The sequence below is a fragment of the Caulobacter segnis genome (genome assembly GCF_003243465.1).
GTDB classification, from domain to species: domain Bacteria; phylum Pseudomonadota; class Alphaproteobacteria; order Caulobacterales; family Caulobacteraceae; genus Caulobacter; species Caulobacter segnis_A.
Genome location: NZ_QFQZ01000011.1, coordinates 1 through 26632, shown reverse-complemented (window position 1 = coordinate 26632; position 26632 = coordinate 1). Strand labels below are relative to the sequence as shown.

Annotated in this window: 20 protein-coding genes and 1 riboswitch; of the genes, 14 read left to right on the top strand and 6 right to left on the bottom strand. The window is 67.3% G+C overall.

From position 1 onward, the window contains the following. Positions 1 to 22: 22 nt before the first annotated feature. From DI526_RS05480 to cobU, 3 genes are all read right to left on the bottom strand, one after another. The gene (locus DI526_RS05480; RefSeq protein ID WP_304275078.1) at positions 23 to 2875 is read right to left on the bottom strand and encodes a TonB-dependent receptor; all 2853 of its coding nucleotides are present in this window, start codon (positions 2873 to 2875) and stop codon (positions 23 to 25) included. A 145-nt stretch (positions 2876 to 3020) separates the two neighbouring features. After that, the gene (locus DI526_RS05475; RefSeq protein WP_304275076.1) at positions 3021 to 4061 is read right to left on the bottom strand and encodes a LacI family DNA-binding transcriptional regulator; all 1041 of its coding nucleotides are present in this window, start codon (positions 4059 to 4061) and stop codon (positions 3021 to 3023) included. An 84-nt stretch (positions 4062 to 4145) separates the two neighbouring features. After that, complete coding sequence (gene cobU / locus DI526_RS05470; RefSeq protein ID WP_304275073.1) at positions 4146 to 4664, bottom strand: bifunctional adenosylcobinamide kinase/adenosylcobinamide-phosphate guanylyltransferase; 519 nt, start codon at positions 4662 to 4664, stop codon at positions 4146 to 4148. Between the two features lie 36 nt (positions 4665 to 4700). Then, a riboswitch (cobalamin riboswitch) is annotated at positions 4701 to 4891 on the top strand. Positions 4892 to 5021: 130 nt separating this feature from the next. Here cobU and DI526_RS05465 point away from each other — a divergent pair. The 11 genes from DI526_RS05465 (at position 5022) to DI526_RS05415 (ending at position 16337) form a co-directional block, all read left to right on the top strand. After that, complete coding sequence (locus DI526_RS05465) at positions 5022 to 6971, top strand: TonB-dependent siderophore receptor (protein WP_304275071.1); 1950 nt, start codon at positions 5022 to 5024, stop codon at positions 6969 to 6971. 9 nt (positions 6972 to 6980) lie between these two features. Beyond that, positions 6981 to 7997, top strand: coding sequence for a threonine-phosphate decarboxylase (locus tag DI526_RS05460; protein WP_304275068.1), 1017 nt, complete (start codon positions 6981 to 6983; stop codon positions 7995 to 7997). Beyond that, a complete protein-coding gene (locus DI526_RS05455; RefSeq protein ID WP_304275066.1) occupies positions 7987 to 8832 on the top strand; it encodes an ABC transporter substrate-binding protein in 846 nt (281 codons plus the stop codon). Before DI526_RS05460 ends, DI526_RS05455 begins: the two co-directional genes overlap by 11 nt. Then, complete coding sequence (locus tag DI526_RS05450; protein ID WP_304275063.1) at positions 8829 to 9815, top strand: iron ABC transporter permease; 987 nt, start codon at positions 8829 to 8831, stop codon at positions 9813 to 9815. The genes DI526_RS05455 and DI526_RS05450 overlap by 4 nt, the downstream gene beginning before the upstream one ends. Further along, a complete protein-coding gene (locus DI526_RS05445) occupies positions 9812 to 10591 on the top strand; it encodes an ABC transporter ATP-binding protein (protein ID WP_304275061.1) in 780 nt (259 codons plus the stop codon). The genes DI526_RS05450 and DI526_RS05445 overlap by 4 nt, the downstream gene beginning before the upstream one ends. Then, positions 10581 to 11507, top strand: a complete 927-nt coding sequence (gene cbiB / locus DI526_RS05440; protein ID WP_304275058.1) for an adenosylcobinamide-phosphate synthase CbiB — start codon at positions 10581 to 10583, stop codon at positions 11505 to 11507. Before DI526_RS05445 ends, cbiB begins: the two co-directional genes overlap by 11 nt. Next, on the top strand, positions 11495 to 12955 hold the full coding sequence (locus DI526_RS05435) for a cobyric acid synthase (protein ID WP_304275056.1): 1461 nt from the start codon (positions 11495 to 11497) through the stop codon (positions 12953 to 12955). The genes cbiB and DI526_RS05435 overlap by 13 nt, the downstream gene beginning before the upstream one ends. Then, positions 12952 to 13983, top strand: coding sequence for a nicotinate-nucleotide--dimethylbenzimidazole phosphoribosyltransferase (gene cobT, locus DI526_RS05430; protein ID WP_304275053.1), 1032 nt, complete (start codon positions 12952 to 12954; stop codon positions 13981 to 13983). The genes DI526_RS05435 and cobT overlap by 4 nt, the downstream gene beginning before the upstream one ends. A gap of 2 nt (positions 13984 to 13985) precedes the next feature. Further along, positions 13986 to 14747, top strand: a complete 762-nt coding sequence (cobS, locus tag DI526_RS05425; protein WP_304275051.1) for an adenosylcobinamide-GDP ribazoletransferase — start codon at positions 13986 to 13988, stop codon at positions 14745 to 14747. Between the two features lie 38 nt (positions 14748 to 14785). Further along, a complete protein-coding gene (locus tag DI526_RS05420; RefSeq protein WP_304275049.1) occupies positions 14786 to 15256 on the top strand; it encodes a tyrosine phosphatase family protein in 471 nt (156 codons plus the stop codon). A gap of 208 nt (positions 15257 to 15464) precedes the next feature. Next, positions 15465 to 16337 (top strand): alpha/beta hydrolase, encoded by an 873-nt coding sequence (locus DI526_RS05415; protein ID WP_304275046.1) that lies wholly within the window; start codon positions 15465 to 15467, stop codon positions 16335 to 16337. 45 nt (positions 16338 to 16382) lie between these two features. Here the strand turns inward: DI526_RS05415 and DI526_RS05410 are convergent, their stop codons facing one another. Genes DI526_RS05410 through DI526_RS05400 form a run of 3 tightly spaced genes read right to left on the bottom strand, consistent with a single transcriptional unit; the run spans position 16383 to position 23130 of the window. Next, positions 16383 to 18308: a sialate O-acetylesterase gene (locus DI526_RS05410; protein ID WP_304275044.1), complete on the bottom strand. Its 1926-nt coding sequence runs from the start codon at positions 18306 to 18308 to the stop codon at positions 16383 to 16385. Between the two features lie 9 nt (positions 18309 to 18317). Continuing rightward, positions 18318 to 21002 (bottom strand): glycoside hydrolase family 3 C-terminal domain-containing protein, encoded by a 2685-nt coding sequence (locus DI526_RS05405; protein ID WP_304275041.1) that lies wholly within the window; start codon positions 21000 to 21002, stop codon positions 18318 to 18320. Between the two features lie 55 nt (positions 21003 to 21057). Further along, positions 21058 to 23130: an alpha-L-arabinofuranosidase C-terminal domain-containing protein gene (locus tag DI526_RS05400; protein ID WP_304275038.1), complete on the bottom strand. Its 2073-nt coding sequence runs from the start codon at positions 23128 to 23130 to the stop codon at positions 21058 to 21060. A 297-nt stretch (positions 23131 to 23427) separates the two neighbouring features. Here DI526_RS05400 and DI526_RS05395 point away from each other — a divergent pair, with 297 nt between their 5' ends. From DI526_RS05395 to DI526_RS05385, 3 genes are all read left to right on the top strand, one after another. Further along, the gene (locus tag DI526_RS05395; RefSeq protein WP_304275179.1) at positions 23428 to 24468 is read left to right on the top strand and encodes an alpha/beta hydrolase family protein; all 1041 of its coding nucleotides are present in this window, start codon (positions 23428 to 23430) and stop codon (positions 24466 to 24468) included. Positions 24469 to 24498: 30 nt separating this feature from the next. Then, positions 24499 to 26397, top strand: coding sequence for an NPCBM/NEW2 domain-containing protein (locus DI526_RS05390; RefSeq protein WP_304275036.1), 1899 nt, complete (start codon positions 24499 to 24501; stop codon positions 26395 to 26397). A 126-nt stretch (positions 26398 to 26523) separates the two neighbouring features. After that, positions 26524 to 26632 (top strand): hypothetical protein (locus DI526_RS05385; protein WP_304275176.1); only part of this gene is annotated, 109 nt, incomplete at its 3' end.

Here is a 26632-nt window from a genome sequence, read left to right as displayed (position 1 = left end):
GAATGCGGCGGGGCGATCCCGCTTAGAACCGATAGTTGACGCCGAACAGGAACTGGCGACCGTATTTCTCGTAGGTCTCCGGCAGCGAGCCGCCGTTCTGGGTCTTGGTGCCGCCATCGTCGAGGCCAAGCCGCGTGCGATAGGGCGAGTTGGTCAGGTTATTGACCTGCAGCAGGACTCCGAGGTTTTCGAGCGGGCCCTCCTGGAAGGTGTAGCCGATCTGGGCGTCCACCTGCTTGTCGGCCAGGATCTCTGTGAAGCCTCGCGTCGCGAACAGCTGCACCACCTCGCCCTTGAAGGCTGAGCGGTAGCGCTGGCTGATGCGCGCCTGGAAGCCGCCGCGCTCGTAATAGCCCGTGACGTTGTAGACCGTGCCCGACAGGCCAGGGATCCTCACCTTCTGCTTGGGATCGGTGCTGGTGGTCGGGTTCAGGTTCGACTTGGTCAGCGACAGGCTGCCCTGCACGCCGAAGCCCTTCATCAGGTCGGCGAACTGACCGAAGTCGAGCGCGCCGCTGAACTCCAGACCCTTCACCGTGCCACCGTTGCCGTTGGCCGGCAGAGTGATCTGGCCGATGTTGTTGATCGTCGTGCCCGACGGGATGTTCGCGCCAGGCGGCAGCGGGATGCCCGTGAAGTCGAACGTGCCGGACTGCTGATAGATGTAGGTGTCGAGCTTCTTGTAGAAGCCGGCCACCGAGACATAGGTCGCAGGGCTGACATACCACTCGTAGGCCAGGTCCGCCGCCTTCGCCATCCAGGGCTTCAGGTGCGGATTCCCGCCCGACGCCGACCACGGGTTGACCGTCGTACCGGGGCCGCAAGGCTGGCTGGAGCAGACCAGGCCGTTGAAGCCCGGCGTCACGTTGGCGCGCATATCGTCCATTCGCGGACGAGCCATGGTCTTGGACAGGGCGAAGCGCAGGCGATGGCCGCCGCCCAGGTCGTAGATCAGGTTCATGCTGGGCAGGACGTCGGTGTAGTCGTCCTTGGCGTCGATCCGGGTCGGAACGATCGGCTGGCCGGAAGCCAGGCCGTTGATCACGACGCCGCTGGATTCCTGCTTCTGCTTGACCACCTGGACGCCGACATTGCCGCGCAGGTCGCCGGCCTGGAAGTTAGCCTTGGCGAAGAAGGTCGCGACCTCCTCGGTGATGTCCCAGTTCTTGTCGTAATAGTTGGCGTCCAGAATGGGCGCGGAGTTGTAGTACTTCTTCCAGACATCGCCGATCTTGACGGCCAGTACGTCGCCAAAGCCCGCGAAGCCCAGGTTGGTCGGAGCGACGAGGTCCCCGGCGTCGACATAAACTTGCTGACGCCCGTTCTTCAGGAAGAGGTCATTGTCTGAGACCGTCTTACCCTTGTCGCGCTTGGTATAGTTCACGCCACCCGACACCTGGGTGATGAAGCCATCCATGTCGTGCTCGAGGCGAACGTCAACCGCGGTAACGTCTTCCTTCACGTGCGGATAGCGGATAGCGCCGTCGTGACCCCAGCCGCCCCAAGGCGCGCGGTCGCCGAGCGTGACCTTGCTGGAGTCGGCGTAGTTCAGGCCTTCGTCATACTGCGAGAAGCCATTGTCGGCGACCTTGAAGCCGATCGTGTCATAGGTGCGGCCAACATCCGGGGTGTCGGGGGTCACGCCGCCGACGCCGCGGCCATAGCCTGCGTACGTCTCCATGATCTGTTCTTTTCGCTTGTTCGACGAGTAGGACAGATCAGCGACCAGCCGGGTGGTGTCGCTGAACTTGTACTCGTTGTTCAGGCCCGCCGAGAACAGCTGGTCCATGCGGCTGTTGTAGTCGTTGCGCAGCTGCAGGACGCCGTGATTGAGCGTGCCGCCGGACGCGAACTTCGAGCCGCCGATCGTGTCGGTGGTCACGCCGGAATAGGTGACGCCGTCGGCGTAGGGGTTCGAGAACCACTGGGCGCCGCGCGTCCGCTCCTTCTGCTTGAAGGAGGAGTAATAGAGGTCCAGGGTCGAATGCAGCCGATCGTTGGGCTTGTATTCGAAGATGCCGATAACCGCGTCGCGCTTGTTGTTGCGCGAGGTGGCGAAAATCTCCTGGCCGTTCAGGATCAGGGCGCCATCGGCCGCATCCGGCGAGGTGGATTCGGCGGGGAACGCCTCGTAGCCGTAAGCCTTGTAGTGCTTCACCTGCGAGGGCGAATCCAGGTGCGCATAGCCCAGCGCGACACCGATGGTGTCGTCGGCGAACTGGTTGATGTAGCTGACGCTGAAGCGACCGCCGGTGTTGCGGGAGTCGTCGTTCAGCTTCTTGCCCGAGGTTTTCTCGCCCCGCAGGTTCACGGCCAGGGCGCGTTTGCCGTACTCGAGCGGACGCACGGTTCGCAGGTCGGCGGTGCCCGACAGGCCCATGCCCGAGACCTGGGCGTCCGGCGTCTTGTAGATCACTACGCTGGACAGCAGTTCGGACGGATATTGGTCGAACTCGACAGCGCGGTTGTCGCCGGAGCTCGCCTGCTGCCGGCCGTTGAGCAGGGTGGTGGTGAAGTCTGGCGCCAGACCGCGGATCGAGATCACCTGGGCGCGGCCATTGACGCGTTGCGCCGCCAGACCGGGCAGGCGGGCGATCGACTCGGCGATCGAAACGTCCGGCAGCTTGCCGATGTCTTCGGCCGAGACGGCCTCGACGATCGAGGTCTCGTTCTTCTTGATGTTGATCGAGTTCTGGATGCCGGCGCGGATGCCGGTCACGACGATCGCCTCGACGGTGTCATCCTCGGCCTTCGCAGGCGTCGAGGTCGTCTGAGCTGAGACTGGCCCGGCGACCGCGAGCGTGATGGCGACGGCGGAAGCCGTGGCGAAAAAGCTCTGTGCGGACGGACGCGCGCCGCTGGTGCGGTTTTGCATGAATTCTCCCCTCTGACCCGCCTGCGGCAGGCGATCCATCTTCTTGCTTGTCATGCAGCCGAAACCGGCTGTGGAACGCTTCAATGGAAGCGCTTCCAATTGCTGTCAAGGCGACAACGTTGTCAAGGTCGAAACGGCGTGGAGATCAGGCGATGGCGGTGGTCTGGCGAGCGACCACGGCGTGTTCCAGTTTCAGAAAGACCGGGTCTGGCTCGCCCTGCGCGCCCGTAAGGCGACCGACAATCAGCTCCACCGCCCGCTGGCCCAGCACCTTCACCGGCTGGTGCACCGTGGTCAGCGGCGGCCAGACAATCGCGGCGACGGGGGCGTCGTCGAAGCCCGTGATCGAGAGATCCTGCGGGATGCGCAAGCCACGGGCGTGAGCGGCCGAGAGGACACCGGCGGCCATGTCGTCGTTGGCGCAGACGATCGCCGTCGGACGCAGGGGATGGTCCAGAAGGCAGGGGGCGAGGTTGACGCCGGAGCGGAACGTGAAGTCGCCGCGCGATACCACATAGTCCGCCTCGTCCAGGCCTTGTTCCGTCAAGGCGCGCTGGAAGCCCTGCAGCCGCCGATCTGCCGACAAGTGCCCCTCAAGACCAGCGATGAAGCCGAATCTCCGGTGCCCGAGCCGCAGCAGTTCCTGGGCGATATCGTGCCCCCCGGCTTCGTCATCCACGCCTACCGCATCGGCCTTTCCTCGGCCGGGGCCGCCGGGCGAGACCGTGACGACCTTGCAGCCCTGGGCCAGCGCCGTCTCGATCAGCCGAACGTCGTCGCTGTAGGGCGGGGACAGGATCAGGCCCTCGCACCTCTGACTGGTAACCAAGTCCATCACCCGCTTGTGACGGTCAGGCGTCTGATGAGGCACGTTCTGCACTAGTACCTGGTATCCCAGGGCGAGACAGGCGCGCAGCGCGCCGAGCTCCAGCGCCGACTCGTAATAGGAGTTCGGCTCGTTTTCCGGGTCCGAGGCGAAGACAAAGGCCAGCAGTCGGCTAGCGCCGCCCGCCAGGCTTCGAGCCTGAGGATTGACCTTATAGTCGAGCGCCTCGACCGCCCGCATCACGCGCGCGCGAACTTCGTCGCGAACGTTGGGGCCACCGTTCAGCACCCGGGAAACGGTCACGCGGGCTACGCCGGACAGGCGGGCGACGTCGTCGATGGTCGGTCTCTTGGCGTTCAACCGCGATGTTCTCCTGGTCGTGGCGAAGATGATCAGTAAGGCCGGGCAACACAAGCGGCTGGACTTTGCAGCCCCCCGCCACTTTCAGGCGTGCGGCTTCATCCGCAGCGGCAGGCCGGCGGCCAGGAAATAGACCTCGTCGGCGGTCGCCGCGAGCCGTTGGTTCAGTCGCCCAGCCTCGTCTCGGAACCGGCGGCCGAGAGGCGTTTCCGGAACGATGCCGAGGCCGACTTCGTTGCTGACCAGCCAAAGGCGGGCGCGGCAGGCGGCGACGGCTTCCACCAGCTCGGTCGAGAGCGCCTCGAGATCGTGCCCGGCGAGCATGTGGTTCGAGAGCCAGAGCGTCAGACAATCAACGACAGCGGCCGCATCTGAGGGGATGCCGGCGATGGCGGCGGCGAGCTCGAACGGCGCCTCGACCGTCGTCCATGATTCGCCGCGACCCGCCTGGTGGCGGGCGATGCGGTCGGCCATCTCGTCGTCGAAAGCCTGGCCCGTGGCGATCATCACCGTTCGCTCTCCGCGCGCCGCCAACTCGGCCGCCCGTTGGGCGAAGCCGCTTTTTCCCGAGCGCGCGCCGCCCAGCACCAGAGTGACGGTCATGAAAGCTCCACATTGACGGTGTGCGACGCAGCATATAGGCCTTGCGACGCGTCAGGCTCCTCGAAAGAGGATTAAAAGGGAACGAGGTTCAAGGCCTCGGCTGCCCCCGCAACTGTTAGCGGCGAGTTTTAGCGCCATACGCCACTGGGATCCTCGGGTTCTGGGAAGGCGGCGCCAAGAGCATTGACCCGCGAGCCAGGAGACCTGCCCGGCGCAGTCGTTCATCGCTCGGCCGGGGTGCGCCGATCGAACGGGATCTCCCGAGAAGCGACAGTCAAAGGACCGCGCGACGGTCCGTGTCCGCGTGTTCTCGCGGGCCGGCTTGGCGCGTGGGTCGTTCAGTAGGGAAGTCGAACCATGATCCGAGCTTTTCTGAGCTCCACCGCCTTAGCCACCACCCTGATCGCCGGGGCCGCGTTCGCCGACGACCAGAAGGCCCCCGAGGCCGACGTCGCCGGCGCGAGTGGCGCCAACGGCGTCGCCGAATTGGTCGTCACCGCGACCCGCACCGCCCAGCCCATCGAGAAGGTCGGCGCGTCGGTCACCGTCCTCACCCAGCCTGCGATCGAGGCCAGCCAGGCCATCTCGATCGTCGAGCTCTTGGCCCAGGCGCCGGGCGTCAGCTTCACGCGCAACGGCGGTCCGGGCGCCACCACAAGTCTCAACATCCGTGGCGCCGAGACCCAGCACACGGTCGTCCTGATCGACGGCGTCAAGCTGAACGACCCGTCCTCCACTCAAGGCGGCTTCAACAGCGGCAACCTGCTGGTCGGCGACATCTCGCGCATCGAGATCCTGCGCGGCGCCCAGTCGACCCTGTGGGGCAGCCAGGCCATTGGCGGCGTGGTCAACATCGTAACCGCCGAGCCAACCACGCCGTTCTCCAGCTCGATCGACGCCGAAGCCGGCGCGCGCAAGACCGGCTATCTGCGGGCCGGCGTCGGCGGAGCCGGCGACAAGATCACTTGGCGCGTCGCGGGCGGCTATTACACGACCGACGGGTTCTCGGCCTACAAGCCGGGCAGGGAGAAGGACGGCTATCAGAACGCCGGCCTCTCGGGCCGCCTGCGCGTCGCTTTGGCCGAGAACGTTTCCGCCGAGGTCCGCTCGGTCTACTCCAAGGGCAAGAACGACTTCGACGGCTTTGGCGTCGACAGCCCCGAGTTCGGCCGCACCGAGGAACTGGTGGTCTATACCGGCCTGAACTTCGGCCTGCTGGATGGCCGCTGGAACAACCGGGTGGGCTACGCCTACACCGACACCGATCGCGAGAATATCAATCCCGCGCGCCCGGCGGTCCCTTTGACCTTCGACGCCGCCGGCAAGAACAAGCGCTGGGAATATCAGGGCGTGTTCGCGGTGACCGATCTGGTGACCGCCACCTTCGGCGCCGAGACGGAAAAAGCCCGGATGCGCACGCGCTCCCCGTCGGTCAGCAAGCCGAACCCGGCCTTCGCCACCGGCAAGGTCGGCGTCGACAGCCTGTATGGCCAGTTGCAGGCAGAGGTGGTTCCGGGCCTGACCCTGACCGCGGGCCTCCGCTATGAAGACCACGACACTTACGGCACGCATACCCTGGGTCAGGCCTCGGCCGCCTGGGCGCTGAACGAGGGGAACACGGTTCTGCGCGCCAGCTTTGGCCAGGGCTTCCGGGCTCCGGGCCTCTATGAGCTGTTCAGCGAGTACGGCAATCTGAACCTCTCGCCCGAGAAGTTCGATAGCTGGGACGCCGGGATCGAGCAGCGCTTCCTCGGCGGCAAGGCCCGCGCCGTGGCGACTTGGTTCCACCGCGAGGCTGACAACGAGATCCGCTACTTCTCGTGCTCGAGCGCGGCTCAGCCGATGTGCGCGCCCGGCGGCGTCTTCCGCTACGGCTATTACAACAATGTTCTGAAGACTAATGCGAAAGGTGTTGAGCTGATCGGTGAATATAAGCCGATCAAAGGCCTGACTCTGACGGGGAACTACACATACACCGACGCCGAAACCGATTCCGGCGCCAACAAGGGCAAACAGCTGACGCGTCGCCCGAAGAACATGGGCAACCTGTCGGCGACCTATGTCTGGCCGGTGAAGCTGTCGACCACCGTTGCCGTCCGTTACGTGGGCAAGACCTACAACAACGACGCCAACACCCAGGTGGTCAAAGACTACATCCTGGTCGACCTGCGCGCGTCCTATCCGCTGAGGGACGGGCTGGAAGTGTTCGGCCGCGTGGAGAACGCGTTCGACAAGGACTACCAGACCATCCTGAACTACGGGACGCCCGGTCGCGGCGCCTTCGTGGGCCTGCGGGCCCGCTTCTAGAGCTCGGAGATGGCGTCGATCCCCCACCTCGGCGCCTTCCGACATGGCGGCCGTCTCCGCGAGGCGACGGCCGCCTATCCGGACGCGCGCGGCCCCTGGCTCGACCTTTCGACCGGGATCAACTCGGAGCCTTGGCCGGGCGCGCGGGCCTCGGAAGACGCGCTGCGAACTTTGCCTGATCCCGCGCTGCTGACTGAATTAGAGGCGGTCGCCGGTCGCGCTTTCAACGTGGCTGATCGCGCGCGCGTCGTTGCGCTGGGCGGCGCGGACCTTGCCTTGCGGGTGTTACCCACCTTGCTGGGCGAAGGCGAGGTCGCCCTGGTCGGGCCGATCTATGGCGGTCATGTCGAGGCCTGGTCCGATCGCAGACCGCTGATGGTCGCCTCGATCGACGACCGGCGCGCCGTCGACGCGCATGTGCTCGTCCTCGTCAATCCCAACAACCCGGACGGTCGCCAGATCTCGCGGGCCCAGCTCGCTGAGCTCGCCGAGCGGCGAGCAGCCTCGGGGCGCTGGACTATCGTCGACGAGGCCTTCGCCGAGGTGACGCCCGCGATCAGCGTCGCGGATCTCGAGATCGAGCGGCTGATCGTGCTTCGCTCGTTCGGCAAGTTCTACGGCCTGCCAGGAGTTCGGCTCGGATTTGTTATTTGCGACAAGGCGTTGGGGCGAAAACTTCGTACGTCGATCGGCGACTGGCCTGTCTGCGCCGACGCGCTCGCCCTGGGGCTTGGCGGGTATGCCGATGACGCTTGGCGCTCGACCACCGCCGTCTGCCTGGCGGCGCAGGCGCGCAATCTGGACGCCGTCCTGAGCGCCGCCGGGTTCGGTGTGGTCGGCGGCTGCGATCTCTTCCGATGGGTCGAGACTCCGGATGCGCACCGCGTATTCGTCAGCCTCTGCCGGCAAGGCGTGCTGACCCGGCCCTTCGCCGAATATCCGACGCGGCTTCGCTTCGGGATCCCGGCGCGCCGGAACCTCGACCGGCTGCGCGAGGCCCTGCAGGCGGTGCGCCATGACGCCTAGCCGCCGGATCATCGTCGGCGGGGTTCTGTCCCTGGGGGCCGCGACGCCCGCCGCGGCCGCCCCTCGGCGGATCGCTTCGCTGAACGCCTGCCTGGACGCCATGCTCGTGCATCTGGCCGATCGCGGACAGATCGCCGCGCTGAGCCACTATGCGCGGGAGGATCAGGGCTCCACCGTCGCCGCCGAGGCCCGCGCCTTGCCGTTCACCTGGGAGAGCGCCGAGGAGATCATCGCGCTGCAGCCCGACCTGGTTCTGGCCAGCCAGCACTCGGCGCTGGCCACCCGCAATGCGTTGAAGCGCTTGCACGTGCCGGTGGAGCGCTTCGCGGTGCCCAAGACGATCAACGAGAGCCTCACCCAGGTTCGGCGCGTCGCGCGCCTGATCGGTCATCCTGACCGCGGCGAGCGGTTGACGGCACGCATCCAGGCCGCCCTGGCCGCGGCCACGCCGCGCCCAGGGAGTCGCCGGCTGACCGCTTTGATCTATCAACCCAACGGTTTCGCGGCTGGACCTCACACGCTGGTGGACGAGCTGATGACCCTGGCGGGCTTCGACAACGTCGCGCGCCGATACGGCCTGAAGTCCTGGGGCAATGTGCCGCTTGAGCTGTTGCTGGCCGCCCCGCCGGAGGTGTTGTTGGTCGGTGTCCCTGCGGCAGGGGCCCGCAGTTGGGCCGACCGGGTCATGACTCACCCCGCGCTGGGCGCGCTGAGGGGGCGGATGAGGCAGGCGAGATTTCCCGAGCGCCTGCTGTACTGCGGCGGCCCCGTATTGATCGAGTCCGCCCAGGCCATGGCTCGGGCGCGGACTCAAATTCTGCGAGGGGCGGCATGAGCTTACGATCGACCTGGTTCGCCTGCGCCCTGCTGACAGGTTTGTTGATCCTCCTGTTCGCACTCAGCCTCTGCGCGGGGCGCGTTTGGACGCCCTGGAGCGCTTGGGTGTCCAACGGCGCAGATCCCCGCTGGGCGATCGTCTTTGGCCTGCGGCTACCCCGCACCATCCTAGCGCTCCTGGTCGGCGGCGCCTTGGGGCTGAGCGGCGCGGCGCTACAGGGCTACACCCGCAACCCGCTGGCGGATCCTGGCTCCCTAGGCGTGTCGTCATCCGCCGCCCTGGGCGCGGTGCTAACGCTCTATCTGGGAACGGCGAGCACCGCGCATTGGGTTCTGCCCGCCGCGGCGATGGTCGGCGCCGGTCTGGGCGTCACGGCCTTGCTGGCGCTGTCGGGCGTGACCTCCAGCGTCGTCACGTTCATCCTAGCGGGTTTTGTGATCCAGACCGTTTGCACGGCGGGCATCTCGCTGGCGCTGAATCTAGCCCCTAACCCGTGGGCGGTGGACGAGATCGTCAGCTGGGTGATGGGCTCGCTGGCGGACCGCAGTGTCGAAGAGGTCCGCATCGCCGCGCCGGGAATCCTTGCGGGCAGCATTATCTTGCTGACGCAGGGCCGAGCGCTCGACGCCTTGACTCTAGGCGAGCAAGGCGCGCGGTCACTGGGCGTCCGCCTGTCGCGCACCCGCCTGCTGCTGGTTCTGGGCGTGGCTCTGGCGGTGGGTTCCAGCGTAGCAGTGACGGGCGTCATCGGCTTCGTCGGGCTTATCGTGCCGCACCTGCTAAGGCCTTGGGTTGGCTCGAGGCCGGGTTCCGTGCTTTGGCCGTCGCTGCTCGGCGGCGCGGCGCTGACCCTGGGCGCCGACATCCTTGTCCGCCTAACCCCGGCCGCCGAAGAGGTGAAGCTGGGCGTGGCTACGGCGGCTGTTGGCGGGCCCTTCTTCCTCTGGATGTTGATGGCTATGCGCAGGAGGCTGGCGTGAACCAGGCGCTGTCCGCGGAAAGCGTAAGTCTTAGCCTTGGCGGCCGCCTCGTCCTGGATCGCATCACGGCCACGTTCCGCACGGGTGAGCTGGTAGCGATCGTCGGTCCGAATGGCGCCGGCAAGTCCAGCCTGCTGTCATGCATGGCCGGCCTGAGAAGGCCGGCTCAAGGACAGATCAAGCTCGAAAAAGCGGTCGTCACGGACATTCCGGCGCGCCGACGGGCCAAGGCGCTGGCGTTCCTGGCCCAGACGCCGGAGATCGCCTGGGATGTCGATGTGCGAACCTTCATAGGCCTGGGACGCACGCCGCACCTCGGCGCGTTCGGACCCGGCGCCGACGACATCGCCGCTATCGAGCAAGCGATCACGACGACCGGGCTCGATGATTTCGCGGCACGGGCGATCACGCGCCTGTCGGGTGGGGAGCGGGCGAGGGCCCTGATCGCCCGCGCTCTTGCCGGCCAGACCGACTGGCTGCTGGCGGACGAGCCGCTGACGGGCCTCGATCCCGGACATGCCCTCGATACGGTCGGCCTCTTCCAGCGGCTGGCTCACGAGCAGCGCAAGGGTGTCGTCGTCACGCTGCATGATCTGACGCTAGCCGCGCGCTTCGCTGATCGGGTGCTATTGCTCGACAAGGGGTTTCTGGTCGCCGACGGTCCGCCCAGGCAGGCTCTGACGCCTCAGGCTTTGGCGAAGGCGTATGGCGTAAGAACTCGCACACATGCCGGCGCGGCGGGCCCACTGATCGAGATCCTGCGTCGTGTGGACTAGCCCGTGGATCGTTCTCGCCGCCGCGGCCGTGGAAGCCGTGGTCGGCTATCCCGACGCGTTGCATCGGCGCGTCCCGCACCCCGTGGTCTGGATCGGCGGACTGATCTCAAGCTTGGAGCGGGCGCTCAACCGTCCTAACTGGAGCGACCTTAAGCGCCGGTCCGCAGGTGTCGCGACCTTGCTGACGATCGTGCTGGTCAGCGGCTTGTCGGGCTGGCTGTTGACGCGTCTTGGCGGTCCCATCCTGGTGGTCGTCGCTGGAAGCCTGGGCCTGGCGCAGCGTAGCCTGCACCAGCATGTCGCCGCCGTCCTGGGACCGCTGCAATCGGGAGACGTTGAGGGGGCTCGGGACGCGGTCAGCATGATCGTGGGGCGCGACGTTGAGCGCCTGGAAGCCGGCGGCGTCGCCGCGGCGGCGATCGAAAGCCTCGCCGAAAGCTTCAATGACGGCGTCGTCGCCCCGGTCTTCTGGTTTGTCGTCGCCGGTCTGCCGGGCCTGTTCATCTACAAGGCGGTCAATACGGCCGACAGCCTGGTCGGCCATCGCGAGCCGCGCTGGCGGGCGTTCGGCTGGGCCTCGGCGCGGTTCGACGATCTGCTCAACCTGGCGCCCGCGCGGCTGGCGGGCGCCCTGATCGTCATGGCGGGCAGCCGTGGGTGGTCGGTCATGGTCCGCGGCGCGCCTAAGCATGCCTCGCCCAACGCCGGCTGGCCCGAGGCGGCGATGGCCGGCGCGCTGGGCGTCCGTCTGGGCGGCGAAGCCTGGTACGATGGCGAGCGGTCCGATCGCCCTGTGTTCGGCGATGGCCCGGAGGTCGAGACCAAGGACCTGCCGCGCGCGCTGCGCGTCTATCTGACGGCCTGCGGGCTCCTGTGGCTGCTTCTCGCGTGCGGAGGCTTAGCATGGCCGCATTGATGATTCAGGGCTGCGGCTCCGATGTCGGCAAGTCGGTTCTGGTCGCGGGCCTGTGCCGGCTGTTCGCCAATCGCGGCCTTCGCGTTCGGCCGTTCAAACCGCAGAACATGTCCAACAACGCCGCCGTGACCGCCGAGGGCGGCGAGATCGGTCGCGCCCAGGCGCTGCAGGCCATCGCCTGCCGCACGCCGCCGACCGTCGACATGAACCCGGTGCTGCTAAAGCCCCAGAGCGATGTCGGCGCCCAGTTGGTCGTGCGCGGCCAGATGGCGGGAACCTGGAAGGCCAGCGGTTATCAGGCGCGCAAGGGCGAGTTGTTGGACCTCGTCGTCGACAGTTTCCGGCGGCTGGAGGCGGAAAGCGACCTCGTCATTGTCGAAGGCGCGGGGAGCCCGGCGGAGGTCAACCTGCGCGCAGGCGACATCGCCAATATGGGCTTCGCGCGGGCGGCGAACGTGCCGGTCGTGCTGGTCGGCGACATCGATCGCGGCCATGTTATCGCCGCCCTGGTCGGCGCCCATGCCGTGCTCGACGAGGCCGATCGCGCCATGGTGCGCGGCTTCTTGATCAACAAGTTCCGGGGTGACCCCAAACTCTTCCAGGATGGTCGCCGGATGATCGTCGAGGCGACGGGCTGGCCTGACCTCGGCATGGCGCCCTGGCTGGGGGCGGCGCGACGGCTGCCGGCCGAGGATGCGGTCGTATTGGACGGCGCCTCGCGCTCTGACGGACGCAAGGTCCGTATCGTCGTCCCGATGCTTTCGCGCATCGCCAACTTTGACGAGTTCGACGCCTTGCGAACCGAGCCGGACGTGATTTTCGCCTTCGTGCCGCCTGGCCAGCCGCTGCCGGGCGATGCTGACCTCGTCATCCTGCCGGGGACGAAAGCCACCCTCGCGGACCTGACCTTCTTCCGGGCGCAAGGCTGGGACATCGATCTCCTGGCCCACGTCCGACGCGGCGGGCGCGTGCTGGGAGTCTGTGGCGGCTTCCAGATGCTGGGTCGGCGCGTCTCAGATCCGGACGGGATCGAGGGCGCGCCGGCCTCGGTGGAGGGTCTTGGTCTGCTCGACGTCGAGACGGTGATGACCGGGCGAAAGACCTTGCGTCAGGTCGCCGGCCGACTGCCGGGCGGCGCGTCCTTCGCCGGCTACGAGATGCACGTGGGGCGCACCGAGGGCGGCGGGCGTCTGATGCTGCGGTTCGACGATGGCGGAGAGGACGGCGCGATCTCGGCCGACGGCAAGGTGAGCGGCTGCTACGTCCACGGCCTATTTGATAACGGAGAGGCGAGGGCGGAGCTGTTGGCCGAGCTCGGCGCGGTTTCGGACCGCCTGGATCAATCCTCGCGCGTCGACCAGGCGCTAGACGAAATCGCCGCCGCCCTGGAAGCGGCTTTCGACATTCCCGCCCTCGCGGTCATCGCCGGCCTGGAGACATCCCGATGAACCTGCCTGCCGTTTCCCTGATCGACCCTTCCGGCGCCGACGCCTTTCGAGCGCTGCTCAACGCCAAGGCCAAGCCGCTGGGCGCGCTGGGGCGGATCGAGGATCTGGCCGTGCGGCTTGGCCTGATGGCGGGCGGCCAGCCGCCGACTTTCGACAGAGCGCTATTGCTCGTCTTCGCCGGCGACCATGGCATGAATGCCGAGGGCGTCTCGGCCTATCCCTCGGCCGTGACCCAGGCGATGGTGGCGACCTTCCTGGCCGGCAAGGCCAGCGCCAACGCCTTCGCAGCGGCGGTCGGCGCGGACCTGCGGGTCGTCGACGCGGGCGTGGACGCCGACTTGCCGCCCCATCCGAAGATGCTGGACGCCAAGGTCCGGCGCGGCAGCCGCAACGCCGCTGTCGAACCCGCCCTGACTCAGGCCGAGGTCGAGACGGCGCTGGGGCGCGGCGCCGCCATAGCCCGAGAGGCTGTCGAGGAGGGCTTCGAGATCCTCGCGCTCGGCGAGATGGGCATAGGCAACACGGCCTCGGCGGCGCTGATCATGCACCGGCTCGCGCCAGCGCCGCTGACCGACTGTGTCGGGCGCGGGGCTGGGCATGACGACGCGGGCTTGGCGCGCAAGGTCGCGATCCTGCACCGCGCCGCCACTCGCAGCGCCACGACAGCGCCGCTGGACGTCCTGGCTGAGTTCGGCGGATTGGAGATCGCCATGATGGCCGGCGCAATCATAGGCGCGGCATCGGCCAAAATTCCGGTCCTGATCGATGGCTTCATCGTCTCGGCCGCGGCCTTGGTCGCGATCCGGCTTGTCCCACAAGCCCGGGGCTATTGCATCTTCTGCCATCGCTCGGCCGAGCAGGGTCACGGCCGATTACTGGCGGCCCTGGATGTCGAGCCTCTGCTGGCGCTGGACCTGAGGCTAGGCGAGGGCACGGGCGCGTTGCTCGCCTTGCCGCTGGTCCGCGCGGCTTCGCGTTTGCTGACCGACGTCGCCAACCTCGACGACGTTCTTAACGGGCGGCTGTGACCATGGGTTGGCTGTGGCGACAGGCGCAACTGCTGCTCTGCGCCATCCAGTTCCTCACGCGAATTCCGACGCCGTCGCTGGAGGGCTTCGAGCCCGAATGGATCACGCGAGCCGCGCGCTATTTTCCGCTTGCAGGCCAGGCGGTTGGCGCGATCTCCGCAGGCGTCTTCTTCCTTGGCTTTCAAGTCTGGGGCGTCGGCGTGGCGGCGGCGCTGGCGATCGGCGTTGGCCTGCTGATCACCGGCGCCTTCCACGAGGATGGCTTGGCCGACACCGTCGATGGTCTGGGCGGCGGGCAGACCGCTGAGCGCCGCCTGGAGATCATGAAGGACAGCCGCATCGGAACCTACGGCGTTTGCGCGTTGGTTGTCGCTCTTGGTCTCAAGGCGGCGCTGCTCGCGACCTTCACCGCGTCGGCCGGCGCCGTCACCCTGTTGGCGGCCCATGGTGTCGGACGAGCGGCGGCGGTCTTCGTCATGCGGTCCACGCCTTATGCCCCTTCCGGCGAGGCCGGCAAGTGGAAGCCGACGCCGATGGGCGTTCGGACCGTGGAGGTTGTCGTCGCCCTGGTCATCGCGGCCTGGCCGCTACTGTTTCTGCCGACGCGAGCCGTCGGGGCAGGCCTGGCGCTGGGGCTCGTGGCGGCGTTGATCCTCACTAGGACCGCTACGAGATTGATTGGCGGCCACACGGGCGACGTGCTCGGCGCGGTGGAACAGGTCTTCGAGGTCGGCTTCCTGCTCGGCGTGGCGGCGCTCACTTGAGGCTTCTTGTCTGTCCAGGCTCCGCCGTCGAGACGCTCTTGGCGCGCGCACCTATTGACCACGTCCTGACGCTGATTTCCCCGGACGCCTCGGTAAGCGCGCGCCGCGTGCCCCACACGGTGCTGCGGTTCAACGACATCGCAGGGCCGCGCTCAGGGCTGGTGGAGCCCAGCGCTGAAATGATCCGTGAGATCATACAGTTGGGTCGCGAACTTCCTGAGAATGCGACGCTCCTCATCCATTGTTTCGCCGGTGTCAGTCGCTCGCCGGCCGCCGCCTACATACTGGCGTGCGCCGCGAGCGTCCCAGGGGAGGAGTTGTCGATCGCCTATCGGCTTCGCGCAGCTGCGCCGAAGGCGACTCCAAACGCCTTGATGATCTCGTTGGCGGATACAATGCTCCACCGCTGCGGCGCGATGCGTTCGGCCATCGCAGCGATCGGCAGGGGCGCCGACGCCTACGAGGGTGACGTGATCGATTGGACGCTTGGCTCAACTGCTCGCCCCTAGGTTCGATGGCCAAGCTGCAAGGCCCATAAATTGATGGGACCGCTAACAATCGTCGTGACAGGCGCTCCAGAATTTGTAGGAGTAAAGCCGAGCCGCGCCAAAAAGCGGCCGAACGACAAGCATTGGGAGCGAGAACGATATGGGGTTCATAGGGAAGAGAGGCGCGCGGGCCGGGGCCATCGCGACGGGTCTGGTGATGGCCTGCTTGATGGCGACGCCCGCCCTGGCGCAGGCCGATAAGATGACGCCGATCGCCATTCCGGCCCAGCCAAACGCGATAACTCTGAACACTGGCCCGCTGCCCGGCGCGACGAACGCCGAGAGCTGGCACAGCCAGTATGGGAGCGTCTTCGCGCGCAACGTGACGGTCGCCACGCTGACGCCTTTCCTGCCTGATCCCGCCAAGGCCACCGGCGTAGCCGTGATCGTCGCGCCGGGCGGCGGCTTCCGGACCCTGTCGATGGAGAACGAGGGCTGGGACGTCGCCAAGGCCCTGGCCGACAAGGGCGTCGCCGCCTTCGTCCTGAAGTACCGCCTGAACCAGACGCCCGCTGACATGCCCGGCTTCGAAGCTTCGATGAAGGCGATGTTCTCAGGCATGGCCCGCGCGCCGCGCATGGATCCGCAGTCGGCGGTCCAGGCTCTCCAGCCGCAACTGGCCGACTCCCGCGCCGCCTTCGCCCTGATCCGGTCGCGGGCGGCCGAGTGGCATGTCGATCCCGACCGCATCGGCATGGTCGGCTTCTCGGCCGGCGCCATGCTGACCCTGACCACCACCCTGGCCGTCGAGGACGCCAAGCCGGCGTTCATCGGCCTGATCTACGGCTCCCTGGCGCCGGCGACTGTGCCGGCCGACGCGCCGCCGATGTTCTTCGCCCTCGCAGCCGATGACCCGCTGTTCGGCAACAGCGGCTTTGGCCTGATCGAGAGCTGGCGCGCGGCCAAGCGGCCCGTGGAGTTCCACCTCTACGAACAGGGCGGCCACGGCTTTGGCATGTACAGGAAGAAGACCACCAGCACGGGCTGGTTCGACGCCTACGTGAGCTGGATGGCGATGCACGGCTATATGAGCAAGAAGTAGGGTGCTCGCGGCCGCCGCGTATGGAAGCGGCGACCGCTCCCGGCCTTAGGGCACGGCAACCTCAAACGGACCGACCGGCAGGTCCGCGTCATCAAACAGATTGACCACCGGGCTTTCGGCCCAGGCATAGCGGACGCGGTCGATCGGTTGGCCATCACCGCTCAGCACCACCTTGGCGCCTTCCGCAAGGCCGTTCGCGAAGCGGCAGACGCCGGCCCCGCAGAGCTCGAAGCCGATCGCGACCGCGCCGCTGCGCGGGGAGAGGGCGCCGGTGACATCCTTGAAGGTCAGGGTCACGCCGCCGCCGGCGTCGCGGGCAGCGCCGGCGATGCGGGGGCCGGAGGGCGCGACCGCCTCGCTATAGGCCAAGGCGCGCATGGCGCGGGCGGCGCGGCGGCCGACCTCCTGCTTCTCTCCCGGATGGATGTCGAGCGGATCGCCGTGATCGATCGTCACGACGACGGCGGCGTGGCCGTCGGCCTCGGCGACGCGGCGCTGGACGTCGCGCACGGTCGCCCAGCCATTCTCCACCGGCCGCTTGGCGGTGTCGCCATAGGCCGAGAGTTGCACGATGGCGAAGGCGAGGTTCGGCGTCTCGAACCGCGTGCGCCAGTCCTTCATCAACGCCGCGAGACGACGGTCATAGCCGGGCAGGCCGGTGTCGGACTCGCCCTGGTACCAGGCGACGCCCTTCAGGCTGACCGGCCCCAGCGGCGCGATCATGCCGTTGTAGAGCGTGCCCGCGCCGTTGATATCGTCCCAAGGCGAGCGCGGCGCGTTGGACTTCGAGCGCCCGGCCGGCGCGTACAGCCAGCCCTGATCGAGCGGCAGGCTCGTCCCATCGTCAAACTGCAGCTTCAGAGCGCTGGCCGGACCCAGCATGCCGCCGTCGGCATAGACGTTGTCGGCGTTTACCAGGATGACGTTGCGCCCTTCGCGCAGCACGCCTGGCTTGAGACGATACTGGCGCGCGCGGCCCAGGCTGGTCCCGCCGACCGGCTGGCCGTTGACCCAGGTGCGGTCCGCGTCGTCGATCGAGCCAAGATTCAGCACCGAGGCCTGACGGGCCTGCTCGGCGGTCAGGGTGACCTCGGTCTTGAACCAGACCATGCCGAGGTAGCCCTTCATCTCGGGCAGGCCCCAGCGGTTGAAGGAGCCGATCACCGGGACCGGTTTCCAGGCCAGGCCCGTATCGTCCCGCCAGGGCTCGCGGCCCTGCGCAAGGCCTGAGGTGTCGCGCCACCAGGTCTCCCACTGGCCCGCCGCGGCCTTTTCCGCCGCCGCCGTGTCGCGGGTATAGAGCGCGAGCGTCTTTGCCGGCTCACCCAGGCCCGCCTGCTCAAGCCCGTCCGGTGAGAGCCAGGCCGAGATGCGAGAGCCGCCCCAGCTGGCGTGGATCAGGCCGATCGGGGCCTTGGTCGTCTCGCGCAGCGATTGGCCGATGTAGAAGCAGACCGCCGAGAACTTGCCGATCGTCGCCGGCGTCGCGGCGGTCCAGGCCGGCGGGGCGTCCGGCTTGTCCAGCGGCGCGAAGGCCAGGCGCTTGGGCACGCTCATCAGACGGATCTGAGGATCGCTGGCGCCGTAGATCTGGAAGCTGTTCTGCGCCTGCTCGGTCGTCAGCTCCATGTTGCTCTGGCCCGAGCACAGGAAGACGTCGCCGATCAGGAGGTCGTCGATCAGCTGCTGGCCGCTGGGCGCGTCGATCAGCAGCCGGTAGGGGCCGCCAGCTTGCAGAGCAGGCAGGACGAGACGGAAGCGGCCGGCTTTGTCAGCCGGCGCGCTGACGGTCTTACCGGCGAGGTTGGCCGAAACCGCCTCGCCCGGGAGCGCCTTGCCGGTCAGGACGATAGGCCGGCCGCGCTGGAGAACGGCGTGGTCGCCGAGGGCGCCGTCGACGAGCGGGGCGGCCAACGACGAGGTCGCGAGCGCCAGAAGAGCGGCGCTCGCGAGAAGAGCTTGGATCCTCAAATCGTTCTCCTACTTCGGCAGGGCCACGGACTGGGCGACCGCGAACTCGGCCGAGCGGCTGGGAACGCCGGTGTCCGGCTGGCCGGAACCGACGCTGACCTTATAGGCCCCGACAGCGACTTGGCGCATCCCGTCCGCGTCCACGGAACTCAGGTCGCGAGGCGACAGCGAGAAGGTCACCGACTTGGCCTCGCCGGGCTTGAGGCTGACGCGCTGGAAGCCGCGGAGGGCGACGCGCGGCGCGCCGGGCGTATTGGGGAAGTTCAGATAGAGCTGCGCCACCTCGTCGCCAGCCCGCGCGCCGACATTGCGGATCGTGGTCGTCACGCGCAGGCCCTGGCCCGCGTTGCCCTTGACCGGCTCGACCTTCAGCGGCGCGTAGTCGAAGCGGGTGTAGCTGAGGCCGTAGCCGAACGGATAGACCGGCTGGCCGGTGAAGTAGCGATAGGTCCGTCCTTCCATGCGGTAGTCGCCGAACGGGGGAAGGTCGTCGACCGACTTGTAGAAGGTCAGCGGCAGGCGGCCCGACGGATTGGTCCTGCCGGTCAGGATGTTGGCGATGGCGAGACCGCCGGACTGGCCCGGATACCAGGCCTCCAGGATCGCCGAGGCGTTATCCTTGGCCCAGGAGAGGTTCAGGGGGCTGCCGTTCATCGCCACCACGACCAGAGGCTTGCCCAGCGCCTTCGCCTGTTCCAGCAGCGCCTGCTGGTCAGGCGGGATGTCGAGCGTGGTCTTGTCGCCGCCCTTGAAACCGGGGATCTCGACCGGCGACTCCTCGGCCTCCAGGTCCGAGGTCAGGCCGACCACGGCGACGAGAACGTCAGCCTGCGCTGCCGCGGCTTTCAGCTCGGCCTTCGGATCGTCGGCCACGCGCTTCCAGACCAGATCAACCCCGGACAGGGCGTGCGCCTCCGAGGTGACCTCAATCGGATACCGGCGGCCCTTTTTCAGCTTGAGGGTCTCCATCGTCGGCAGGCTGCCCCAGCCGGACTTCTTCAGATCGGCGAACGGCTTCCCGTCCAGCTTCATCTCGCCGTTGAAACCGGTCAGGCCCAGGCGATAGGTCCCGGTCTCTGGCGGGACCAGGAAGCCCGTCCAAACCACCTTGTGATGGTCGAGGACGTTGGGCAGATCGAGGCTACGGGCGGCGACATTGGCCTCGACGCGACTGACGACCGGCTGGTCGGCGAAGCGCATCTTGGCGACGATCGGGCCGAAGGTCCCCGGCTCGAAGCGCTTGGGCGGCGGTTCGGTCGGGTTGAAGTAGCGCGCCAGCAGGCCGGGCTTGCCGTCCGGCGACCGCAGGGCCGAGGTCGGGACCTTGTCGCCGTCGGTGAAGGACGGGGCGAACGGCGCGTAGGTCACCTTGGCGCCGGGCAGGGCGCGGCGCAGGCCCTCGACCACCGAGATCGGCGGCGCGGACAGGGCCGAGGAGTAGTTGCCGCGCAGCACGCGGGTGGCGTCGCCGAGCGGCCCGATCACCGCGACGCGCAGGCCCGGTTTCAACGGCAGCAGGCCATCGTTCTTCAGCAGGACCAGGCTCTTCTCGCTGGCGGCGAGGGCCAGGGCTTCATGCTCGGGCGTCACCACCGCCGTCGGCGCCTTGGGCGCGGTCTCTACGGGACGAACGCCGGGCAGGTCGCCAACCCGCAGGCGCGCCGAATAGAGGCGCACCAGCGCCCGGTCGACGTCGCCGATCGTGATCAGGCCTTGCTGCAGCGCGTCCCGGTAGCGGTTCGAGAGGCCCGCCGTATCGGTCAGGGTCGCGCCGTTGCACTCGTTATCGACGCCGGCGCGCACGGCGGCCGCGACGGCCGTGGCCGCGTCTGGGGCGTATTTGTGGTTGTCGTTGATGTCCTTCACCGCGTCGCAGTCCGAAACGACATAACCGTCGAACTTCCAGGCGCCGCGCAGGTGGTCCTTCAGCAGCAGGTCGCTGGCGCAGGCCGGCTGGCCGTCGATGCGGTTGTAGGCGCACATGACCGAGCCCGCCTTGGCCTCGACGATCGCCGCGCGGAAGGCCGGCAGGTAGGTGTCTTCCATGTCGTGGCGCGAGACATAGACGTTCGCGTGGTGGCGCGTGGACTCCGGCCCGCTGTGCACCGCGTAGTGCTTGGGCGTCGCGATCACCTGCGGCAGATCCGGATCGGGACCCTGAACGCCCTCGATGAAGGCCACGCCCATGCGCGTCGTCAGGTGCGGATCCTCGCCGTAGGTCTCCTGGCCGCGGCCCCAGCGCGGATCGCGGAAGATGTTGATGTTGGGCGACCAGGTGTCCAGGCCCGTGCCGATGCGACCCATTCGGCCCGTGGCGCGCGAAAGCGTGTGCAGCCCGCGCACCTCGGCCCCGATCGCGCTGCCGACCTGTTGCACGAGGTTGGTGTCGAAGGTCGCCGCCAGGCCCACTGGCTCGGGGAAGTTGGTGGTCGGCAGCGAGCCCAGCGCGCCGTGCAGAGACTCCGTCCACCAGTTGTAGGCGGGCACGCCCAGCCGCGGGATCGCCGGGGCGGTGTTGAGAAGCTGGTCCAGCTTCTCGTCGATGGTCATCTTGGCCACGAGGTCGGCAGCCATCTGGTCGGCCTTCTGGCGGGGTGTGGCGGTCTGGGCTTGGGCGACCGGCGCCAGGCCCAGGATCAGGCTGAGGCAGAGAGCCGTGCTCGCGCCCAGATGGCGCCGTGAAGGCCGAGACATGGATTTCCCCTCGAAATGAAACTTGAATGGCGTCATCGGATCGTCGACTTCCCCGTCACTGCTCGATGAGCGGGAACTCGAAGACGGTCACGGATGTCGGCGCGGCCGTCAGGCGACCGCCCGACAGCTTCGCGGCGCGCTCGGCGATCGTGACGCCCGCCGGCTGGCCGACCTTGTTCTCGGCTTTCAGCGACGCGCCGGTGAGAACCCACTGGCGGCCGGCGCTCTTGGGCTTCAGCATCTTGAGGTTCAGGGCGACCGTCTGGGTGTCGAAGGTGGCGTTGACCACGCCGATGCGCAGCGCCTTGCCGTCGGGACTCAAGCCCGCGATCACGTCAAGCGGGTAGGTCGAGCTGCCCGCCCGGACCTGCGGGTGGGCTGAGCCGACCACATATTTCGGCGCGGGCTGCGGCGACTGGCCGTCGACCGCCAGAGGCGTCACGCCCGCCCCGAACCGCTCCCCATAGAGCTTGAACACCAGGCCCGTGGCGTTCATCGCCGAGGTCGTCGGCGTGATGTCCATGGTCGAGGCGCCGGTCGTGAAGGCCGACATCGTCAAAAAGTCGGTGTGGCGCAGCATCTCCTGCAGCACCATGGCGTAGGCCAGCGAGGACTTCAGATTGACCTGGCCGAAATAAGCGTACTCGTCGATCGACAGGAAGATGTTCTTGTCCTTCATCGCCGGGAAGCGGGACTGATAGATCTTCCACTCCTCGGCCTTCATCCGGACGTGGTTCGAAGGCGAGCGGGCCCATTCCATCAGTTCGATGTCGGCTGGCGCGTTGGGGCGCTCCTCGGGGCGGTCGTACCAGTGCTCGGAGATGCCGTCGAAATTGCCCCAGGCCTTGGCCAGGAAGCCGCCGGTCCAGTCCTCCTCGGTCCCGAACTTGTGGGCGATGCTTTCCAGCGTGGAGTTCTCCTTGACGTCGCGCGGGTGCAGCTGGTCGGGCATGGCGCCCGAGGCGATCAGGGTGATGCTGGGATCCACCGCCCGCATGGCTGCAGCGAAGTGGTTGTGCTTGATCATGTAGTAGTCGAGCGTGGTCTTGCCGATCTGCCACCAGCCGTAGGGCTCGTTGCCGATGTTCCAGAACTTCACGCGATAAGGTTCGGGGTGGCCGTTGGCGGCGCGTTTGGCACCCCAGTAGCTGGTCGCCGGGCCGTTGATGTACTCGACCTCCTCGGCGGCCGAATTGGCGTCGCCCAGGCCGGCGTTGACGGTGATGTAGGGCTCGACGCCGATGATCTTCGTCAGGTCCAGCCACTCGTCCATGCCAATGTCGTCAGGCTGCATGGCGCTCCAGGCGTGGTCGAACATTGGCGGGCGCTTGTCTCGCGGGCCGATCGCGCTGTGCCAGTCCCAGTCCGACAGAAAATTGCCGCCGGGCAGTCGCCAGAAGCCGGAGTTCAGCGACTTGGCGATGGCGGTCGTATCGGCGCGCCAGCCACGGATGTTGTCGGACGGCATCAGCGAAGCCGCGCCGATCTTGAACTGGCCCTGGCCCTGACCGGTGATCTCCAGGCGCGCATTCGCAGCGTCGGCCGTCGGGGTGAAGCTGAAGTCGACGCGCTTCCAGTCTGCGCTCGGCGCGGCCAGGCTGACCGTCTGCCGATCCGCGGGGCCAGGGCCCCAGACCAGCGTCGCCTCGACCTTGGCGCCTGGATCGCCCGAGAGCTGGACATAGCCGTCATAGCGCTTGCCCTTGGCGAGGCCGATCCCCGACTGGGAAAGCCCGCGCTGAGTGGCGGCGTCCACGGCGATGGTGGGTGTTTGAGCGCCGACATAGGGCGCTTTCGTATCCATCACGACGACATCGTCGCCGCCAACGGGACGCCACTTGCGATAGGAGACGCCGGGACGTCCCTCGGCGTTCAGGGGAGGAGGGGTGTCTCGCGCCTGCGGAACGACCGGATAATAGAACTTGCGGTCATCCAGCATCTCGGCCCACAGGGTGCGGGCCACGAGGCCGCCGATCGGCTCGATGAACATGCCATATTCGTACTTGGTGACTGCCGCCGCGCGGCGGGTCCCATCGATGTCCACCTTTATCGGAGCCGTCGGGGCGGCGCTCGCCGAGCTCGCCATCACCGAGGCCATGCAGGCGCTGGCGATCAGTCCGTAACGCATAGAACCCTCCCGATTACTCTGTCTATTTTTCTCGACCTTAGGTCGGTGAGGCGTGGCAGGCGAGTCAGATTTTTGCGTGAAAATACCCGTTTTACGACCTTGGTCGGGCTTACCAACGAAATTGCCGACGAAGGAAAGACGATTGACGCGGTTTCGTTTAAGCGGACAAAAGGTAACGCTCACATCGAGATCGCCAGGCTACGCGCCCAGGCGGCGGCCAGGGAGGACCAAATGCCAGCAGGCAGGCAGCGCAACTCAAACCAAGAGGCCAGGCGCGGCGGAGTTCGCGCGATGCTTATGGCGGCCTGCGTTCTGGCGGCCCCCGCGGTCTCTCTGGCGCAGGTCGGCACCAAGGCGCCGCCCGTGGTGGCGGGCGCCAAGCCGGTGACGATCCAGCGCATCAAGGTCCATTCGGTGGCCATCGAGGGCAATCTCGAAGCCGAGAGCGCTGACCGCGACGTGCTTGTGGTCCTGCCGCCCGGCTACGCCGCCAATCCGAAGAAGCGCTATCCGGTCGTCTACGCCCTGCACGGCTATTCCATCGGCGCCGAGCAGTGGAGCCGCGAGATCCACGTTCCCCAGACCGTCGAGGGCGCGTTCGGCAAGGGCGTGGCCGAGATGATCGTCGTGCTGCCCGACAGCAAGACGCTGCACAACGGCTCGATGTATTCGAGCTCGCCCACCACCGGCGATTTTGAGACCTTCGTCTCGCGCGACCTAGTGGCCTATGTCGACCAGCACTACCGCACCATCCCAAGGCGCGAGAGCCGGGGGCTGGTCGGTCACTCGATGGGCGGGTACGGCGCCAGCCGGATCGGCATGCGGCATGCCGATGTCTTTGGCGCGCTCTACATGATGAGCCCCTGCTGCCTGTCGCCGCGCGAGCCTGGCAAGGTGGATCCGGAAGCCGCCGCCACCCTCGCCGCGATCAAGACGCCGGAGGAGGCGACGAAGCTGCCGTGGGGCCTGCGCGCCCAGCTGGCGACCGCCGCGGCCTGGTCGCCCAATCCCAAGCGTCCGCCGCTGTATCTCGACCTGCCGGTCGAGAATGGCGCGGTGCGGACCGACGTCCTGGCCAAGTGGGCGGCCAACGCGCCCCTGGCTTTCGTCGACCAGTATATCGGTAATCTGCGTCGCTATAAGGCGATCGCGATGGACGTCGGCGACCGTGATGGGCTGAAGGACGACGCGACCAAGCTGCACGAGGTCTTCGATCGCTATGGCCTGGCCAACAATTTCGAGATCTATCCTGGCGACCACACAAGCGACGTGGCGACTCGGTTTCAGGACTATGTCCTGCCGTTCTTCGGCAAGAATCTCGCGTTCCAGGCGCGCTAAACAAAGCACAGGGTTTCGAGGAGTATGCGTATGAAATGGCGTTCGTGCGCAGGCGCAGCCCTGGCCGTCGTGCTTCTGGCTTCGACATCGAGCGCCGCCTTGGCGGATCCCCTGGCGCCCACCGGCCGCTGGAGCGCTTATAGCCGCGCGGCGGCCCAGACGCCGCCGATGGGCTGGAACAGCTGGAACGCCTTCACCAGCGACCTCGACGAGGACAAGGTCATGGGCTCGGCCCAGGCCCTGGTCGACACTGGCCTCGCCGCCAAGGGCTATCGCTATGTGAACCTCGACGACGGCTGGTGGCTGAAGCGGCGGGAGTCGGACGGCCGGATGATCGCCCGCGCCGCGCGTTTCCCGTCGGCGGCCACGGCCGATGGCGCGACCAGCTTCCGGCCGCTGACCGATCGCCTGCACGGCATGGGGCTGAAGGCCGGCATCTATTCGGATATCGGCCGCAACAGCTGCGGCCAGGTGTTCACCTCGACCTTCCCGAACCAGCCGGAGGGCAACGTCGCCGAGCGCGAGGTCGGCCTCTACGGTCACGTCGACCAAGACATCGCGCTCTATTTCGCAGAATGGGGTTTCGACCTGATCAAGGTCGATGGCTGCGGCGTCCGCGGCCTGCCGTCCAGCGACAAGCGGGTGAAGGCCGGCGAGTATCGCGCGTTCGAGCCGATTATCGACATCGACTCCCTGGGGCGCACCAACATCGTCAAGGTCCGCGAGCTCTACGAGGAGGTCGGACGGGCGCTGGACAAGCATAATCCCGACGGCGACTTCATCTTCTCGCTGTGCCTGTGGGGTTCGGCGGACGTGCGGTCCTGGGGCAAGGACGTCGGCGCCATGTCACGGACCAGCGAGGACATTTCACCGACCTGGGGGCGCATGCTGCACAACCTCGACAGCGTTTCGCGTCGCGCGCTGTACGCCCATCCGGGCACGTGGAACGATCCGGACATGCTGTTCGTCGGCAAGGGTGACTTTGGCCTCGAGCATCCGGAGGCGGCGCGGTCGCACTTCGCCCTCTGGGCCATGGTGAACGCGCCCCTCCTGATCGGCTATGACCTGCGCAAGGCGTCGCCAGCCCTTTTGGACATCCTGGGCGCGCGCGAGGTGATCGCCCTGAACCAGGACCCCGCCGGCAACCAGGCGGTGCTGACTTTCGACTCCGACGAGGTCCAGGTTTTTGTGAAGACGCTCGCGGATGGCGGCAAGGCGGTGGCGGTCTTCAACCGCACGGACGCACCCGCTGAGGTGATCTTGACGGCGGAGCAGTTGAAATTCGTGGCTAGCGCTGACGTCGACCTGACCAATCTTTGGTCTGGCGAGGCGCAGCGTTTCAAGGGCGAACGCAAGCTGCAACTAGCGCCGCGCCAGACCCTGCTGTTCCGGGCCAAGGGCTCGCGCCGACTGGCTGACGGCATCTTCTTGTCCGAGCAGCCGGGAGCGGTGAATCCCGCCTTCGACGGCGTGATCACGCCCATCGCCGACCCGATCATCCATCGCGCCCAGCCACCTTGGCGGGGCACGCGGGGCTTTGGGGAGCGGCCTCGCTATGGCGGCTGGGGCGGGGCTCAGGCCGACCGCACGCCCTTCGACCAGGAGCTGGCGATCGCCGGCCGCGCGTTCGACACCGGGATCGGCGTGTTAGGGAACTCGCGCCTGGAGGTTCGCAACGCCGGCTTCCGCCGCTTCACCGCCATCGTCGGCGTCGACGACTCGGCGGTCGATAAGGCGCGCGTCGTCACCTTCCAGGTCTATGGCGATGGCAAACTGCTGGCGCGCTCGAAGCCCGCCAAATGGGGACAAGCCCCGCAGGATCTGGACGTGGATGTGTCGGGCGTGAAACTGATCGAGCTGGTCGCGCGGACCACCGGACAGGGCAATGCTGATCCGGTCACCTGGGGCGACGCAGCCCTTAGGCGTTGACGTCGAATTGACGCTCCACGGGCGGCCATATACTCAGACAAGATCATCCTAGGGATGGCGCGCCCCGAGGCCGAATTTGCGTCCGGCCTCGGGGGCGGCGTCTTCATAGATTTCGCAGGACTACCCATGTCGTCTCCGTCTGGCGCCGCCCCCAAGCTTCGTTCGCGTGCGTGGTTTGATAATCCGGACAATATCGACATGACGGCGCTTTATCTGGAGCGCTATCTGAACTTTG

Coding starts and splice junctions, on each gene's coding strand:
- DI526_RS05480 (WP_304275078.1), bottom strand. CDS start 2,875: ATGCAAAACCGCACCAGCGGCGCGCGTCCGTCCGCACAGAGCTTTTTC.
- cobU (WP_304275073.1), bottom strand. CDS start 4,664: ATGACCGTCACTCTGGTGCTGGGCGGCGCGCGCTCGGGAAAAAGCGGC.
- DI526_RS05465 (WP_304275071.1), top strand. CDS start 5,022: ATGATCCGAGCTTTTCTGAGCTCCACCGCCTTAGCCACCACCCTGATC.
- DI526_RS05460 (WP_304275068.1), top strand. CDS start 6,981: ATGGCGTCGATCCCCCACCTCGGCGCCTTCCGACATGGCGGCCGTCTC.
- DI526_RS05455 (WP_304275066.1), top strand. CDS start 7,987: ATGACGCCTAGCCGCCGGATCATCGTCGGCGGGGTTCTGTCCCTGGGG.
- DI526_RS05450 (WP_304275063.1), top strand. CDS start 8,829: ATGAGCTTACGATCGACCTGGTTCGCCTGCGCCCTGCTGACAGGTTTG.
- DI526_RS05435 (WP_304275056.1), top strand. CDS start 11,495: ATGGCCGCATTGATGATTCAGGGCTGCGGCTCCGATGTCGGCAAGTCG.
- cobT (WP_304275053.1), top strand. CDS start 12,952: ATGAACCTGCCTGCCGTTTCCCTGATCGACCCTTCCGGCGCCGACGCC.
- cobS (WP_304275051.1), top strand. CDS start 13,986: ATGGGTTGGCTGTGGCGACAGGCGCAACTGCTGCTCTGCGCCATCCAG.
- DI526_RS05415 (WP_304275046.1), top strand. CDS start 15,465: ATGGCGACGCCCGCCCTGGCGCAGGCCGATAAGATGACGCCGATCGCC.
- DI526_RS05405 (WP_304275041.1), bottom strand. CDS start 21,002: ATGTCTCGGCCTTCACGGCGCCATCTGGGCGCGAGCACGGCTCTCTGC.
- DI526_RS05400 (WP_304275038.1), bottom strand. CDS start 23,130: ATGCGTTACGGACTGATCGCCAGCGCCTGCATGGCCTCGGTGATGGCG.
- DI526_RS05395 (WP_304275179.1), top strand. CDS start 23,428: ATGGCGGCCTGCGTTCTGGCGGCCCCCGCGGTCTCTCTGGCGCAGGTC.
- DI526_RS05390 (WP_304275036.1), top strand. CDS start 24,499: ATGAAATGGCGTTCGTGCGCAGGCGCAGCCCTGGCCGTCGTGCTTCTG.